15 protein-coding genes are annotated in these 14,485 nt (G+C 41.0%); all 15 read left to right on the top strand.

What is annotated here, in order from left to right; all coding sequences use genetic code 11:
- Positions 1-6 precede the first annotated feature (6 nt).
- Entirely contained in the window at positions 7-1,980 is a 1,974-nt protein-coding gene (locus tag J5A74_07905; GenBank protein ID QUI95304.1) for a type IA DNA topoisomerase, read from the top strand.
- A 19-nt stretch (positions 1,981-1,999) separates the two neighbouring features.
- The gene (locus J5A74_07910; GenBank protein ID QUI95305.1) at positions 2,000-2,671 is read left to right on the top strand and encodes a UDP-N-acetylglucosamine pyrophosphorylase; all 672 of its coding nucleotides are present in this window, start codon (positions 2,000-2,002) and stop codon (positions 2,669-2,671) included.
- A gap of 71 nt (positions 2,672-2,742) precedes the next feature.
- Positions 2,743-3,624 carry a YicC family protein gene (locus J5A74_07915; protein ID QUI95306.1) on the top strand — a complete coding sequence of 294 codons (882 nt, stop codon included), beginning with the start codon at positions 2,743-2,745 and terminating at the stop codon, positions 3,622-3,624.
- A gap of 12 nt (positions 3,625-3,636) precedes the next feature.
- Positions 3,637-4,272 carry a guanylate kinase gene (gene gmk / locus J5A74_07920; GenBank protein ID QUI95307.1) on the top strand — a complete coding sequence of 212 codons (636 nt, stop codon included), beginning with the start codon at positions 3,637-3,639 and terminating at the stop codon, positions 4,270-4,272.
- Entirely contained in the window at positions 4,272-4,520 is a 249-nt protein-coding gene (locus J5A74_07925; protein QUI95308.1) for a DNA-directed RNA polymerase subunit omega, read from the top strand. Before gmk ends, J5A74_07925 begins: the two co-directional genes overlap by 1 nt.
- Positions 4,521-4,589: 69 nt before the next feature.
- Positions 4,590-5,912 (top strand): 30S ribosomal protein S12 methylthiotransferase RimO, encoded by a 1,323-nt coding sequence (gene rimO, locus J5A74_07930; protein QUI95309.1) that lies wholly within the window; start codon positions 4,590-4,592, stop codon positions 5,910-5,912.
- A complete protein-coding gene (gene pgsA, locus J5A74_07935) occupies positions 5,909-6,451 on the top strand; it encodes a CDP-diacylglycerol--glycerol-3-phosphate 3-phosphatidyltransferase (GenBank protein ID QUI95310.1) in 543 nt (180 codons plus the stop codon). Before rimO ends, pgsA begins: the two co-directional genes overlap by 4 nt.
- A 27-nt stretch (positions 6,452-6,478) precedes the next feature.
- Positions 6,479-7,216 (top strand): nicotinamide-nucleotide amidohydrolase family protein, encoded by a 738-nt coding sequence (locus tag J5A74_07940; GenBank protein QUI95311.1) that lies wholly within the window; start codon positions 6,479-6,481, stop codon positions 7,214-7,216.
- Positions 7,217-7,543 (top strand): hypothetical protein, encoded by a 327-nt coding sequence (locus J5A74_07945; protein QUI95312.1) that lies wholly within the window; start codon positions 7,217-7,219, stop codon positions 7,541-7,543.
- A gap of 8 nt (positions 7,544-7,551) precedes the next feature.
- Positions 7,552-8,541, top strand: coding sequence for a hypothetical protein (locus tag J5A74_07950; protein QUI95313.1), 990 nt, complete (start codon positions 7,552-7,554; stop codon positions 8,539-8,541).
- Positions 8,542-8,553: 12 nt separating this feature from the next.
- Positions 8,554-8,949, top strand: a complete 396-nt coding sequence (locus J5A74_07955) for a GerW family sporulation protein (protein QUI95314.1) — start codon at positions 8,554-8,556, stop codon at positions 8,947-8,949.
- A 118-nt stretch (positions 8,950-9,067) separates the two neighbouring features.
- A complete protein-coding gene (locus J5A74_07960; GenBank protein ID QUI95315.1) occupies positions 9,068-10,204 on the top strand; it encodes a 5-methyltetrahydropteroyltriglutamate--homocysteine S-methyltransferase in 1,137 nt (378 codons plus the stop codon).
- 109 nt (positions 10,205-10,313) lie between these two features.
- Positions 10,314-10,952: a hypothetical protein gene (locus J5A74_07965; GenBank protein ID QUI95316.1), complete on the top strand. Its 639-nt coding sequence runs from the start codon at positions 10,314-10,316 to the stop codon at positions 10,950-10,952.
- Positions 10,953-10,974: 22 nt separating this feature from the next.
- Positions 10,975-12,645 carry a DUF2142 domain-containing protein gene (locus J5A74_07970; protein ID QUI95317.1) on the top strand — a complete coding sequence of 557 codons (1,671 nt, stop codon included), beginning with the start codon at positions 10,975-10,977 and terminating at the stop codon, positions 12,643-12,645.
- Positions 12,646-12,742: 97 nt separating this feature from the next.
- A complete protein-coding gene (locus tag J5A74_07975) occupies positions 12,743-14,437 on the top strand; it encodes a Tat pathway signal protein (GenBank protein QUI95318.1) in 1,695 nt (564 codons plus the stop codon).
- The last annotated feature ends 48 nt before the right edge of the window (positions 14,438-14,485 follow it).

The raw sequence follows: 14,485 nt of genomic DNA on the forward strand, positions 1-14,485 counted from the left end.
GAATTTATGAGGTTATTTATTGCGGAAAAGCCCAGTGTAGCCAAGGCCTTTGCGAAGGCATTAGGCATTGCGGGAGTAAAGAGTGATGGCTATATTGAGTCAAAAGAAGCGATTGTAACTTGGTGTGTTGGGCATTTGGTGACGATGAGTTATCCAGAAAAGTATGATGAGAAGTACCGACGCTGGTCGTTAGATACCCTGCCTTTTATTCCAGAGACCTTTCGCTATGAGGTAATTGATAGTGTAAAAAAGCAATATGATATCGTCAGTGGTCTTCTCAATCGAGAAGATGTTGACTGTATCTATATTTGCACAGACTCAGGGCGAGAAGGGGAGTATATCTACCGCTTAGTGGATGAGATGGCAAAGGTCGCCTCGACAAAACAAAGGCGGCGCGTCTGGATTGATTCACAGACGGAGGAAGAAATTCTTCGAGGAATTGAAAATGCAAAGGATTGGAAAGAGTACGATCATCTCGCAGCTTCTGCCTATTTAAGGGCCAAAGAAGACTATTTGATGGGGATTAATTTTTCAAGACTGTTGACCTTGCGGTATGGAAATACATTGGCAAGTCTAATGAAAAAGGATCGAATTGTCTTAAGTGTTGGGCGAGTGATGACCTGTGTCGTTGGGATGGTGGTCAAAAGAGAAAGAGAAATTCGAGATTTTGTTAAGACCTCGTTTTATCGAGTGCTAAGCGACTTTTCTAGGGATGGCGTGGTGATTACGGGCGAGTGGAGAGCTGTGGAAGGGTCTAAATATTTTCAATCGCCAAAGCTGTATCGAGAAAATGGCTTTAAAAAAGAAGAGGATGCCAAAGTTTTGATTGATGAGCTCAGAGACTGCAAAGAAGGTGTGGTGTTAAAGACAGAAAAAAAGAAGGAAGTGAAAAATCCACCTCTACTGTATAATCTTGCAGAAATTCAAAATGAATGTTCAAAGCGATTTAAGATTCGTCCAGATGAGACATTGCAGATTATTCAAGAGCTCTATGAGAAGAAATTGGTGACTTATCCAAGAACCGATGCCAGAGTACTTTCGACGGCGGTAGCTAAGGAGATTGGAAAAAATATTTCTGGACTTTGTAAGGTCGAGGCGGTGGCTGACTTTGCCAAAGAGGTGATGGGGAAAAAGACATTTCTTTCTATTGCAAAGTCAAAATATGTCAATGATAAGCAGATTACCGATCACTATGCGATTATTCCAACGGGGCAGGGGCTCTATGCCTTGGAAAAACAAAGTCCGCTAGCTAGGAAAGTCTATGAACTAATTTGCAGGAGATTTTTAAGTATTTTTTATCCGCCAGCCATCTATCAAAAGGATATGATAGAGATTGGCGTTTGGAAGGAACATTTCTTTGTCAACACAAAGGTCTGTGTGCAAAGGGGATATCTTGCAGTCGCAGAGATGTTGCTTGATGAGTCAGAGGAAAAAAAAGGCGAAGAAGAGCGACCAGAATTGATCGCTATGGTGACAAAACTAAAAAAGGGTGATACAATAAATGTCGCTAAACTCTATATCAAAGAGGGAGAGACAACACCGCCAAAGCGGTATTCCTCTGGCTCTATGATCCTTGCGATGGAAAATGCAGGGCAATTGATTGAAGATGAAGAATTGCGAAGTCACATCAAGGGCAGTGGCATTGGCACTTCGGCGACGAGGGCCGATATCCTAAAGAAGCTAGTGAATATTAAGTATCTAGGACTCAACAAAAAGACGCAAGCCATCACGCCGACACAGCTTGGCGAAATGGTCTATGAGGTGGTACTTGCTTCCATTGCCCAACTGCTGAATCCAGAACTGACAGCCAGTTGGGAAAAGGGCTTAAACTATGTGGCACAGGGCAGTATTACGCAGGAGGAGTATATGCAAAAACTGGATACATTTGTGAGAAGGCGAACCTATGGGGTGATGCAAAAGAGCAATCAATACCTCATTCGAGAGGCCTTTGATCGGGTATCAAAATTTTACAAAAAATAGGATAAGGAGTTAGAGTGAGATGAGAAGAGAGGATGCAAAGATTGAGATTTTATTTGATTTAGAAAAGACGATGGCTGGGGAGTACTTAAAGAAGTTTACCTATCCTTGGGAAGCACTAAAGGGGCTTGGAGACTTGATTTTACAGCTTGGGCAGAGCCTGCCACAAGAAGAGTATCAAAGAGTGGGAGAGAATATCTGGATTCACAAGAGTGTGGTCATTCCACCGACGGTTTGTCTGACAGGGCCGATGATTGTTGGCGAGGGAAGTGAATTGAGACATTGTGCCTACTTTAGAGGAAATGTCTTGGTTGGCAAAAATGCCGTAGTTGGCAATTCCTGTGAGGTAAAAAATTCCATCATTTTTGATGGGGCACAGACACCGCACTATAACTATATTGGCGATTCTATTATTGGCTATAAGAGCCATTTGGGGGCGTCTTCTTTGACAAGCAATGTAAAGAGTGACAAGGCATTGGTAAAGATTCACTTTGAAGATGGCGATGTGGAAACAGGAATGAAAAAAGTCGGTGCTATTGTTGGCGATGGCACGGAGGTTGGCTGTGGTTCCATCTTAAATCCAGGAACCATCATTGGAAAGAATGCAAATATCTACCCACTTTCTAGCGTAAGAGGCTGTGTGGATGCAAATTGCATTTATAAATGTCAAGGGGAAATTGTGAATAAGCGATAATTGACTTGATCTCAATCTACAGCTATAATAATAGATAGTTGTGTAAAAAAGTAGAAAAGAGGGTTTTGACATTGATAAAGAGTATGACAGGTTTCGGACGAGCAGAACAACTGACAGATCAATATAAGTTGTCTGTCGAACTCAAGTCAGTAAATCACCGATATTTTGACTTAAGTCTAAAGATGCCAAAAAAATTCAATATTTTTGAAGCTTCCATCCGCAATTTGTTGAAAAAATATATTCAAAGGGGCAAGGTGGATCTCTATATTTCTTATGAAGATTATGAGGGGACACCGGTATTGTTAAAGTATAACGGTCATATTGCCCGGCAATATGTGGAATATTGTAAGCAGATGCAAAAAGATGTCGGCTTTACGGTCAATGATTTGAAGATATCTACTTTGGCGCAGATGCCAGAAGTTTTTACGATGGAAGAAGTGCCAGAGGATGAGGAAAAGATGTGGGAGATTCTCTCGTATGGTCTTGAAAAGGCCTGTGAGGAATTTACCCATTCTAGGGAGTCTGAGGGTCAAAATCTTATCAAAGACCTCGTAGATAAGCTTGATTATATGTCAGAACTTGTCAGTGACATTGAGGGACGGGCACCACAAATTATTGCAAAGTATCGGAAAAATCTGGAGACAAAGGTCAAGGAATTGTTGGAGACAACGGCCATTGATGATAATCGCATTGTACAGGAAGTTACGATATTTGCAGACAAGGTGAGCATTGATGAAGAGGTTGTCCGTCTCAAAAGTCATATCGAGATGACGAAGGCGACCATTCGATCGGAAGGGTCTGTGGGCAGAAAGCTAGACTTTATCGCACAGGAGATGAATCGAGAGGCAAATACGATCTTGTCAAAGTCAACCGATATGGAGGTGGCCGATCAGGCCATTGCACTAAAGACAGAGATTGAAAAGGTCAGAGAGCAAATTCAAAATATAGAATAGTGGTGAAAAAAGATGAGAAAAGGTTTAATCGTTGTTGTTTCTGGCTTTTCGGGCGCAGGTAAAGGAACTTTGATGAAGAGGTTGGTGACTGACTACGATCAATATGAGCTCAATATCTCTGCAACAACAAGAAAGCCCAGAGAGGGTGAAGTCGATGGCAGGGAGTATCATTTTGTGACGAAGGAATGTTTCAAAAAGATGATTGAAAATGACGAACTGATGGAATATGCAGAATATGTTGAGCATAGTTATGGTTCGCCGACGGCCTATGTGATGGAAAAAATCAATGAGGGAAAGGATGTCCTCTTGGAGATTGAACTTCAGGGAGCATTGCAGATTAAGAAAAAATTTCCTGAAGCACTTTTAGTCTTTATTACTCCACCAGATGCAAAGACCTTAAAGGAGCGTCTCATTGGTCGAGGGACCGAAACCATTGAGCAAATTGAAAAGAGACTTCATAGAGCTGTAGAAGAGGCAAGGAGTATAGATGCCTATGATTACATTGTGGTCAATGACGATTTAGATCAGACGGTGAAAAGTTTGCATCAGCTCATTGAAGCACAGCACTTTGATATTCGCTACAATAAAGAGCTGATTAAAAACATACAAAATGACATGGAAAGAGAATATTCTAGGGGGAAAAATTAATGTTACATCCATCATATACCGATTTAATTAATGTCGTAAATAGTGATGTGGAACCAGGCGAACAGCCAGTGGTACAAAGTCGCTATTCCATTGTTCTTGCGACAGCAAAAAGAGCAAGACAATTGATTGCTGGGGAAGAGGCCGAGGTTCCATCTTTTGGGAAAAAGCCACTTTCTATTGCTGTAGAAGAGTTATATAAGCATAAGGTAAGAATTGTCTCTGAAGATGTTGATCAGGACGAAGAATAAAATTAAGCCATCTTATTACCAATGTGTAGTATGATGGCTTTTTATACCGAAAAGATAAGGAAAAGATTGATGAAAATTAGTATGATTTCGCTGGGATGCGACAAAAATTTAGTTGATGCAGAGCATATGCTGGGTACAATGGCACAAAAGGGATATTCCTTTACAGATGATGAGACACAGGCCGATGTGATTGTGGTCAATACCTGTTGTTTTATTGAGGATGCAAAGCAAGAGAGTATCAATACCATTATTGATACAGCGAGATTAAAAGAAGAGGGCAATTTGAAGGTGCTGATTGTGGCAGGTTGTCTGGCCCAAAGATATAAGGATGAGATTCTTGAGGAAATTCCAGAAGTCGATGCATTGATTGGAACGAGTAGCTTCGATAAAATTGAAGAAGCTGTGGAAAATGCACTTCGTGGGGAAAAGGCGATGGAATTTTTAGATTTAGATCGCCTGCCAAAAATCTCAACAAAGCGATTAAATTCCACGGGTGGATGGTATGCTTATTTAAAGATTGCGGAGGGGTGTGATAAAAATTGCACCTATTGTATTATTCCAAGCTTGAGAGGGCATTATCGAAGCTATCCGATGGAGGAGCTTGTGGAGGCAGCAACACAACTGGCGAGTGAAGGCGTAAAGGAATTGATTTTGGTTGCTCAAGAGACGACACTCTATGGCGTGGATCTCTATCAGAAGAAGATGCTTCCTGAATTATTAAAGAGACTCTGTGGCATAGAGGGGATTCGTTGGATTCGCATTTTGTATTGCTATCCGGAGGAGATTACAGATGAATTAATTGATACGATTGCTAGTGAAGAAAAGATTTGCCACTATTTGGACATTCCCATTCAGCATGCCTCTGATCGTATTCTTCGCAGGATGGCAAGGAGAACCAATCAAAATGATTTAAAGGAAATTGTTGAGAAGTTAAGAAAGAAAATTCCAGATATTACCTTGAGAACTACTTTGATTACCGGATTTCCGGGAGAAACCGAGGAAGACTTTGAAATCTTAAAGGACTTTGTCGATGAGATGCAATTTGAGCGATTGGGTGTATTTACCTACAGCGAAGAAGAAGGGACCATTGCAGCAGGATTTGAAAATCAAGTGGACGAAGAGGTGAAGGAGGCACGAAGAGAGGAGATTATGCTCTTACAGCAGGAGATTTCTCTAGCTCACTTGCAATCGCTTATCGGTGAGGAGCTGGATGTGGTGATTGAGGGAAATATCCCTGACGATGGCGTCTATATTGGAAGGACCTATATGGATGTTCCGGGGGTGGACGGCTATGTCTTTGTGGAGAGCGATCGAAATCATATGTCAGGCGATTTTGTTCGAGTAAAGATTACAGGAGCTTCGGAGTATGATTTAATGGGGGAATTAGTATGAATTTACCCAATAAATTAACCCTACTTCGGGTGCTATTGGTTCCCTTTTTTGTGGCCAGTTTGTTGTGGGGGCAAGGACAAAATCAAATGCTTCGAGTGGTGGCGCTGATTATTTTTATTGTGGCCAGTTTGACCGATATGCTGGATGGTCAGATTGCTAGGCGATACCACTTGGTGACAAATTTTGGAAAGTTTATGGATCCTTTGGCAGATAAATTATTGGTCTGTTCGGCACTCATTTGCTTTGTAGAGCTTAGACAAATCAGTGCGGTTGTTGTTATCATTATTATTGCCAGAGAATTTGTGATCAGCGGATTTCGATTGGTTGCCGCAGATGCGGGAGTTGTCATTGCGGCCAGTTGGTGGGGGAAATTAAAGACGGTGTCACAGATGATTGCGGTTATTTTAATGATCATTCATCTTCAACCTCTCATTTTTATTACAAGGGCGATGGTCATTGTAATGACAGCACTGACGGTGATTTCACTCATTGACTATTTGGCAAAAAATCATGGTGTATTGACATCTGAACCAATGTAGGAGATATAGGAAAGGTGGGCTTTAGATATGGAGACAAGTTTAGTAACAAGATATAAGACAATTAAGTTATATGGATTGAGCGAGGAAGAAGTCAGAGAAAGCATTCAAGACCTTGTAGAAAAACATTCAGAGATTGGCTTTTTGGTGGAAACTTATGACGGACGCGTACATATCGTACTTTCTGCTTCTGCAAATATGGAAGAGGAAGCAAAGATGATGATTAAGCCAGTATCTAAGGCCTTAAAAGAGCGGTTTGGTAATCAAATTTATTCGACTAGACTTGAGGATACCTTAGAGGTGATGGTTGTTCGACTGCTTGAAAAATATGAGCTTACAATTGCGACAGCGGAGTCTTGTACAGGTGGACTTTTATCAGCAAAACTAATTAATGTTCCTGGAGTGTCTGAGACATTTCGAGAGGGATTTGTGGTCTACAGCAATAAGGCAAAGCGAAAGACATTGAATGTCAGCAAGAGCACATTAAAAAAATACGGTGCAGTGAGTAAGCAAACCGCTAAGGAAATGGCCATGGGAGCTGTGCTTGAGGTGGGAACAGACACTGGTCTTGCCATTACAGGGATTGCGGGTCCAGATGGTGGAACCCCAACAAAGCCCGTAGGACTTGTCTACATTGCCTGCTGTGTCAATGATAAGATTCAGACAGAGGAGTATCATTTTACAGGAACGAGAAAGCAAGTTCGGGAAGAGGCAGTGTCTGCCGCTTTGAACTTACTTAGAAAATGTATTTTGGAATATTTTGAGTAAATGGGACGAAAGATTGAGTGGAATAAGAATTTATATTTTGGTGAGTATGCAAGGGATCACAAAAGAGCACATATCGCAGCGATTAAAAAGCGAGTGAAAGCTCCACTTTTGTATGTGATTGCGTATTCTTTGGAAGAGGGAAGACGGGCAAGGCTAGAGATTATCCACAATATTGCCTTTTTATTGCCACAATATGACCACTATAAAATTGTTGGACTCGCCGAGGGAAGGCAGGAAGCCTTTTTGTTGGTGAAAAAGATGCTGGAAGATAGCATAGAGAAGATGGGAAATGAGGATATTCTTGCCTATCTTCAGGGCAAAGAATAGGAGGGTAGATGCTGACAATCTTTTTGACAATATTAAAAATTATTGGCATACTCTTGTTGGTGGTGATCGGGTTGCTGATTCTTGGCATCTTGGCCATACTCTTTGTCCCTCTTCGCTATGATGGAAAAATTTCCTACAATGATAAAAATCAATGTGTGGCAACACAGATCACATGGCTGTTTCGACTGATTTGCATAGAAGGCGGTTATCAAGAGAAAGTCTATGCCAGAGCAAGATTACTTTGGTTTACACTGTGGAAGTGGAAGGCAGATGAGAAAGAAAATGACAAGGAAGATCATCTTGAGTCTGCTGATTATTCCGAGGAAGAACTCGATCGACTTCTTGAAGAAAGAAGCCAAAAAGAAGAGAGCAAAGAGGAAACCAAAGAAGCAAAAGTTATAGAGGAAAAGTTGGATGAGCCAGATGCAGAAGAGAATTTAACAGAAGTTCAGCCAACAGAAATTGAGCCAAACGAAGCCGAGTCAACAGAAGTTCAGCCAACGGAAATTGAGCTAACAGAAGCTGAGCCAAAAGAAGTTGAATTAAACGAAGCTAAGTCAAAAGAAGCTGAGTCAACAGAGAAGAAGCCAAAAAAGATTCAATTTCAACAGATTGGCAAGAGGATCAAGGAAATCAAGGAAAAGATAAAGCATATAAAGGAGATGGCCAGTGATCAGAGGATTCATCGGGCGATTTTACTTCTCATTGATGGGGCGTGGAAGATGGTCAGACATAGTTTGCCAAGAAAAATAAAGGGAAGGGCAAAGTTTGGATTTGAAGATCCTTCGACAACAGGGCAGATTTTAACTTATGTGTCACTGCTGTATCCATGTTATGCAAAGAGCGTTGAGTTGGTGCCAATGTTTACAGAAAAGGTCATCGATTTGGATCTCTATTTTCGAGGACGAGTTCGGCTATTTTCTTTGATATGGATTTGTGTGAAAATATGGTTTGATAGGAATTTTAGGTATTTATATAAGAAAGTAAAAAAGAAGTAGATTGGAGAATGTATGGCAGAAAATAAGAGTTTTGTTTCGAATGTAGAGGCATTGTTTAATGGTATGGACAAATTTGTGGACACAAAGACCGTTGTCGGGGAGCCAGTCCACTTAAATGATGCCGTGATTATTCCGCTGGTGGATGTGACTTGTGGAATGGCAGCAGGAAGTTTTGCACAGGCATCAAAGGACAATTCTGGTGGTGGAATGAGTGCAAAGATGACACCAGCGGCCGTCTTGATTATTCAAAATGGGGTGACAAAATTAGTGAATGTCCGAAATCAAGATGCCATTTCAAAGATTCTTGATATGGTTCCTGATTTAATTCATCGCTTTACAGGAAAAGATGAAGTCTCCGTTGAAGCTACACAAAAGGCAGAGGAAATGGCGGAAGAATTAAAGTCCTAATGAAGGGGAAATGCTTTGGTATAGTTAAAAACTATATCAGGGCATTTTTTATTGGGATTACTCAAATCTCTTGCAAAGTGTTACGATACTTTCAAGAAGAGATATGGAGGAACAAAAAATGAGTATTCAAAATTTACATACAACACCTCATCGCTATGATGTGGTGGGAAGCTTTTTACGACCAGAGAGATTAAAAGAGGCAAGAGAAAAGTTTGCCAAGGGAGAAATTGATACAGCTGTCCTAAAAAAGGTGGAGGACGAGGAGATTGTTGAACTTGTCAAAAAGCAAAAGGCAGCAGGACTAAAGGTAATTACTGATGGAGAATTTCGAAGAGCCACTTGGCATCTTGACTTTATGTGGGGATTTGACGGCATTAACCACAAGCCGACAGAAACAGGCATTCCATTTCACGATGAGCAGGCCTTGATTGATGATACTTTTTTGGTAGGAAAATTGGGACTGAAAAAAGAGCATCCATTTGTAGAACATTTTCGCTTTGTCAAGGCACTGGAAGATGAGGAGACAGTGGCGAAGTTGACGATTCCATCGCCAGCACAGTTTTTGGAGCAATTGATTATACCTATTAATGTAGATAGCACAGAAGAAGTTTATTCGACAAGAGAGGAAGTCATTCAGGAGATAGCTAGGATTTATCATGAGTTTTTTGCACAGGTCTATGCAGCAGGTTGTAGAAATATTCAGCTTGATGATTGTTCTTGGGGTGTGGTTGTTGATCCGAGGGCACTTCTTATTTTTGGCACAGATGAGGCTGGACTTGAGCAAATAAAAGAAGATTTGCTCCGTGTCAACAATCTGGCTATTGAGGGAAAGCCAGAGGATTTAGTGGTGAACACCCATATTTGTAGGGGCAACTTCCACTCTACTTGGGCTTGTACGGGAGGATATGATGCTGTGGCAAAGACTTTGTTTGCAAGAGAAAATGTTAATGCCTACTTTCTTGAGTTTGATGATGAGCGAAGTGGTGGATTTGAGCCACTTCAGGCAGTCTCTGGCGAGAAGAAAGTCGTGTTGGGACTGATTACAACCAAGTCACCAAAGTTAGAGGACAAAAAGGCAGTAATTGAGAGAATTTATGAGGCAGCAAAGTATGTGCCACTGGAGAGGCTCTATTTAAGTCCACAATGTGGTTTTGCTTCCTGCGAGATTGGAAATAAGCTCACAGAAAAAGAGCAATGGGCAAAGATTGCACTAGTCAAGGAAATTGCACAGGAGGTATGGGGAATAGAAGAATAGAAGAATAAGGGAGATGTCTAGTTTGATAAAAACTAGGCATTTTTTCTTGCACAAAAAGCAGAATCATCATACAATAAAAATAGTTGGAAATAGGATACAGGGGGTGGCGATGATGAGGAAAAAGGTAAGAACATTGTCAATACTTAGTTTAATCGCAATGGTTAGTTTTTCAATGACAAGCTACGCTGGAACATGGAAACAGGATGCAGGAGGCTGGCATTGGCAACAAAAAAATGGAGGATACGCCAGGGGCTGTTGGAAGAATATCAACAGTAAGTGGTATTACTTCCATTCAAGTAGCTACATGGCCAAGAGTGAATGGATCAATAATTACTATGTTGGTCCAGATGGTGCAATGTATACGCAGAGTTTGACGCCCGACGGCTATATGGTCGATGCACAGGGCAAGTGGATACAGGGCTATTATTGTAAGAACTTGACGGAACGCTATAATCCAAGTATGGCTTGGTGCAATATAAAGGATATAAAAAGTATTTCCGATGGCTATGAGGCAGTGGTGGAGGTTGTTGGTGGAGCTGACAATACCAATACAGCCAATCCCTATAAGACCATTATTCGCATTAGAAAAGATGCGATTGTCCATTGGCAGGGAGAAAAGGAAAAGACAATGTCGATGGAGGGCTATGTCCATCAGCAAAAAAAGACAACGAAAATTCTTCGCTTTGACAATGCAACAATGGATAAAAGAGGATATGTCCATACTTTTTTTGACGGAATGTATGACTAAATTGTAGATGAATGGGGGAAATATGGAAGAAAAGATAAAGTATAGAATTGGATTTTTGGTTCTATGTTTGGCACTTTTATTTTTTATTGCTTTGCAATATCTTGATGTTTTGAGTGGGGCAATGGTCAGCAAAGATTCTTGGCTAAAGAAGAATTATTTATTCCTTGCCGTGGGAGTGATGGTTGTTTTTGGCGGATTTGGTGCATGGTTACTCAAAGAAGGAGAGAAAAGACTTTGGGTAATCTATGCACCACTTGTGTTGATTTTGGGGATCTTTTATCTTTTTGTCTTGCCACCACTTTCTGCACCTGATGAAATTAGTCACTATATTAGTGCTTATCAGTTGTCCAATCGCTTGATGGGAAAGCAGGCGACCTATCAAGATGGTCATGTTTTGATTCGTGCACAGGATTTATTTTTGGAGGATGTGCAGGGCGACTATGAATTTAAGGACAAAATTGGAACATTAGAAAAGCCGCTGGACAAGGAAAATAAAGAAAAGGAATCGGTGGTTTTATCCAGAGTGCTCGATGAGGGGGCGTATCGCTTAATTCATCAAGTTGGTCTTTCGGGGCGTGGCAATGCAGACACCAAGGACTTGCCAGAAGATGCCCTTGCACTCTCTCAATTTCCACCTGTGATCACTACGCCGATTGCCTATTTTCCACAGGCTTTAGGAATTAGTTTGGCAAGAATTGGCAATATGAATAGTCTTGGGCTTGCCTATATGGGAAGGTTTTTTAATTTGCTCTTTTTTGTCTTCATTACAACATTGACTATAAAGATTTTACCTGTATATAAAGAGATCTATTTTGGAGTCAATTTGCTTCCTATGGTGTTGCATTTGGCAGCTTCTTTTTCCTATGATGCTTACATTTTATCGCTCTGGGGGCTGTATATTGCGATCTGTCTTTGGTTGGCCTTAGAAAAAGAGAAAGTCAGTGTAAAAGATGTCGCCCTTTTGGCCATTATTGTGGCTCTTGCAGGTCCATGCAAGATGGTCTATGCTCCACTAATGGGGGTTGCTCTTTTTATTCCTGTAAAAAAATTTGGGGGAATAAAAAAGATGCTACTGGCTGGAGGAGTGGTCTTTTTGTTTTGGGCTGTGGCAATGTATTTGGTCAATCACCAAGTGATTACCAATTATGCAGTGGAAACACAAAGTTATGTCGGTTGGGCAAAGGAAGAGGGGTATTCCTTACAATATTCTTTGCATCATCCATTTCAGACGCTAAAGGTCTTTTACCAAAGCTGGGTGAGTCAGGGCGATTTTTATCACCGCACAATGATTGGTGGCTACCTTGGAAATATGGACCCTATCTTAGACATTCCCTATATTGTTGTTCTTGGATTTAGTGCTTGTCTTTTGGTTCTTGGACTGCGCCAGAGTGAGGAGAAGATGGTCTTTTCAAAGAGGAATCGAATCTGGATATTTTTGATGGTGGGAATGTGCATTTTTTTGGTTCAATTTTCGATGCTGATTGCTTGGACACCGATTAGTTCAAAGTATATTCAGGGGGTTCAGGGAAGATATTTTCTTCCTTGTTTGCCACTGATTTTGATGGCATTAAAAAACAAAAAAGTAATATTACAAAAGTGTTACAAAAATATTGTGTTAGTATTAATGCTATTTGGGAATTGCTACGCATTATGCCGTATTTTCAGTATTGTCTGTTTAAGGATATCGAACTAAAACTGTTTGTAAATTGTCATAGAATTGTAATTGTATATCTGCTACGAATGGAGTATGATACTAAGGAAACTAGTTGGATAAAGGTGGGAGGCAAATCATGAAGAAATTGAATTTAGTAAAAAAAGTCTCTGCTTTTATGTTGTCAGCAGCAATGCTCTTTGGTGTAGGCTATGCCGTCAGTGGATTTTCGTCATTGACAAGTTATGCAGCAGAAATTCAGGCAAAAGCATCCATTCAATCAGCTCTTGTTACAGCAGATAAGCAGAATATCCAGATTAAGGCGACGACATCGGGAGATATGACGGGCACAGATGGGCAGTTTTATCTCTTTGAGACGCAGTCTTATCGTCAGAGCTTAGATGGAAGGTCAGACTACTTGGCAAAGATTTCCACAGGAAGTTCTACAACCAATATTCCTCTCAACAGAGGAAAAGCAGATGATCGCCTCTACAGTAGTTTTGTCGTTGCTGTGTACGATGGTTCAAAGTACATTCCAGTGAGTGAAGTTCACTATGTGACAAACCCTGAAGTGGTTGCACCAAATCAGGTTGCGTTTAATCAGCCATTGACTAAAAAGGGATTAAACATTGAGATCAATATGCTCGGTGATGCATTTGAGCTTGGTGTAAAGCATGTGGCAACCAATATCACATTTGACCAGATTATGGGTCAAGGAATTGACTTTACTTATGATGGAAAGACCTATCACTTTAATAAGTCGGTGATTGAGCAATATGATAAGACCATTTCTGCTCTTTCGGGAAAGGGAATGACCGTTACCGCCATCTTATTAAATGGGTACAATGCCAATGAGCCGGATTTGTTCCAGCCAGGAACACAAAAGACGGACAAGGCAGCCTACTATCTGTTTAATGCAGAGACAGAGGCAGGATTTGAAAAGACGAGAGCCATTGCCGCATTTCTTGCACAGCGCTACAATGGAAGCAATGCCAGCCAAGGCAAGGTTTCCAACTGGATTATTGGAAATGAGATTAATAATCAATATTGGAACTATGTTGGACCAAAGGATCTGACAGCCTATGTGCGCAGCTATGAAAAGGCCTTTCGACTTTTCTACACAGCCATTAAGAGCACAAGTGCCAATGACCGTGTGTACTATTCTCTCGATTACAACTGGAACAATCCAGAGGAGAAGAATGGTCAGACAAAGTATGGCGGCAAGGAGATTGTCGATTCCTTTAATTCTCAGGTAATGGCCAAGGGAGACATTGCGTGGGGATTATCCTATCACCCATATCCATTCCCAATGACTGAGCCGGAATTTTGGGATGATGTAAAGACTGGAAAGTTTAGCAATGATGAGAATTCCCAGGTGATCAACTTTGCAAACTTAGGTACTTTGACTGACTATTTCAAAAAGAGTGCACTTTCAGCACCAGATGGAAAACCAAGACATATTATTCTTACCGAGCAGGGATTTACAGCGACATCGGCAACTAGAGGAGATGTTGAGCAATTGCAGGCAGCAGCTTATGCCTACAGCTATTATCTTGTTGATTCCAATCCGCTAATTGATGCTTATATTTTGAGCCGTCAAGTGGATGCACCTGTGGAAGTAAGAAGTGGACTTTCCTTTGGTCTTTGGAAATGTGATATGAGCAAGGGAGATCAGATTGTAGCCACACAGAGAAGAAAGATTTGGGCCGTATTTAAGAATATTGATAAGAAGTCAGAGACGCTTGAAAATACAGCATTTGCAAAGTCACTGATTGGTATTCAAAAGTGGTCTGATGTCGTTCCAAACTTTAAGTGGAGAGCATTAGAAAAATAAGAAGATGATCAATGAATGGGCGATGGAGTAGACATCGCCCATTCAGTT

Source organism: Lachnospiraceae bacterium oral taxon 096 (genome assembly GCA_018141845.1).
Lineage (GTDB): Bacteria > Bacillota > Clostridia > Lachnospirales > Lachnospiraceae > F0428.

Coding starts and splice junctions, on each gene's coding strand:
- J5A74_07905 (QUI95304.1), top strand. CDS start 7: ATGAGGTTATTTATTGCGGAAAAGCCCAGTGTAGCCAAGGCCTTTGCG.
- J5A74_07910 (QUI95305.1), top strand. CDS start 2,000: ATGAGAAGAGAGGATGCAAAGATTGAGATTTTATTTGATTTAGAAAAG.
- gmk (QUI95307.1), top strand. CDS start 3,637: ATGAGAAAAGGTTTAATCGTTGTTGTTTCTGGCTTTTCGGGCGCAGGT.
- J5A74_07925 (QUI95308.1), top strand. CDS start 4,272: ATGTTACATCCATCATATACCGATTTAATTAATGTCGTAAATAGTGAT.
- rimO (QUI95309.1), top strand. CDS start 4,590: ATGAAAATTAGTATGATTTCGCTGGGATGCGACAAAAATTTAGTTGAT.
- pgsA (QUI95310.1), top strand. CDS start 5,909: ATGAATTTACCCAATAAATTAACCCTACTTCGGGTGCTATTGGTTCCC.
- J5A74_07940 (QUI95311.1), top strand. CDS start 6,479: ATGGAGACAAGTTTAGTAACAAGATATAAGACAATTAAGTTATATGGA.
- J5A74_07945 (QUI95312.1), top strand. CDS start 7,217: ATGGGACGAAAGATTGAGTGGAATAAGAATTTATATTTTGGTGAGTAT.
- J5A74_07950 (QUI95313.1), top strand. CDS start 7,552: ATGCTGACAATCTTTTTGACAATATTAAAAATTATTGGCATACTCTTG.
- J5A74_07955 (QUI95314.1), top strand. CDS start 8,554: ATGGCAGAAAATAAGAGTTTTGTTTCGAATGTAGAGGCATTGTTTAAT.
- J5A74_07960 (QUI95315.1), top strand. CDS start 9,068: ATGAGTATTCAAAATTTACATACAACACCTCATCGCTATGATGTGGTG.
- J5A74_07965 (QUI95316.1), top strand. CDS start 10,314: ATGATGAGGAAAAAGGTAAGAACATTGTCAATACTTAGTTTAATCGCA.
- J5A74_07970 (QUI95317.1), top strand. CDS start 10,975: ATGGAAGAAAAGATAAAGTATAGAATTGGATTTTTGGTTCTATGTTTG.
- J5A74_07975 (QUI95318.1), top strand. CDS start 12,743: ATGAAGAAATTGAATTTAGTAAAAAAAGTCTCTGCTTTTATGTTGTCA.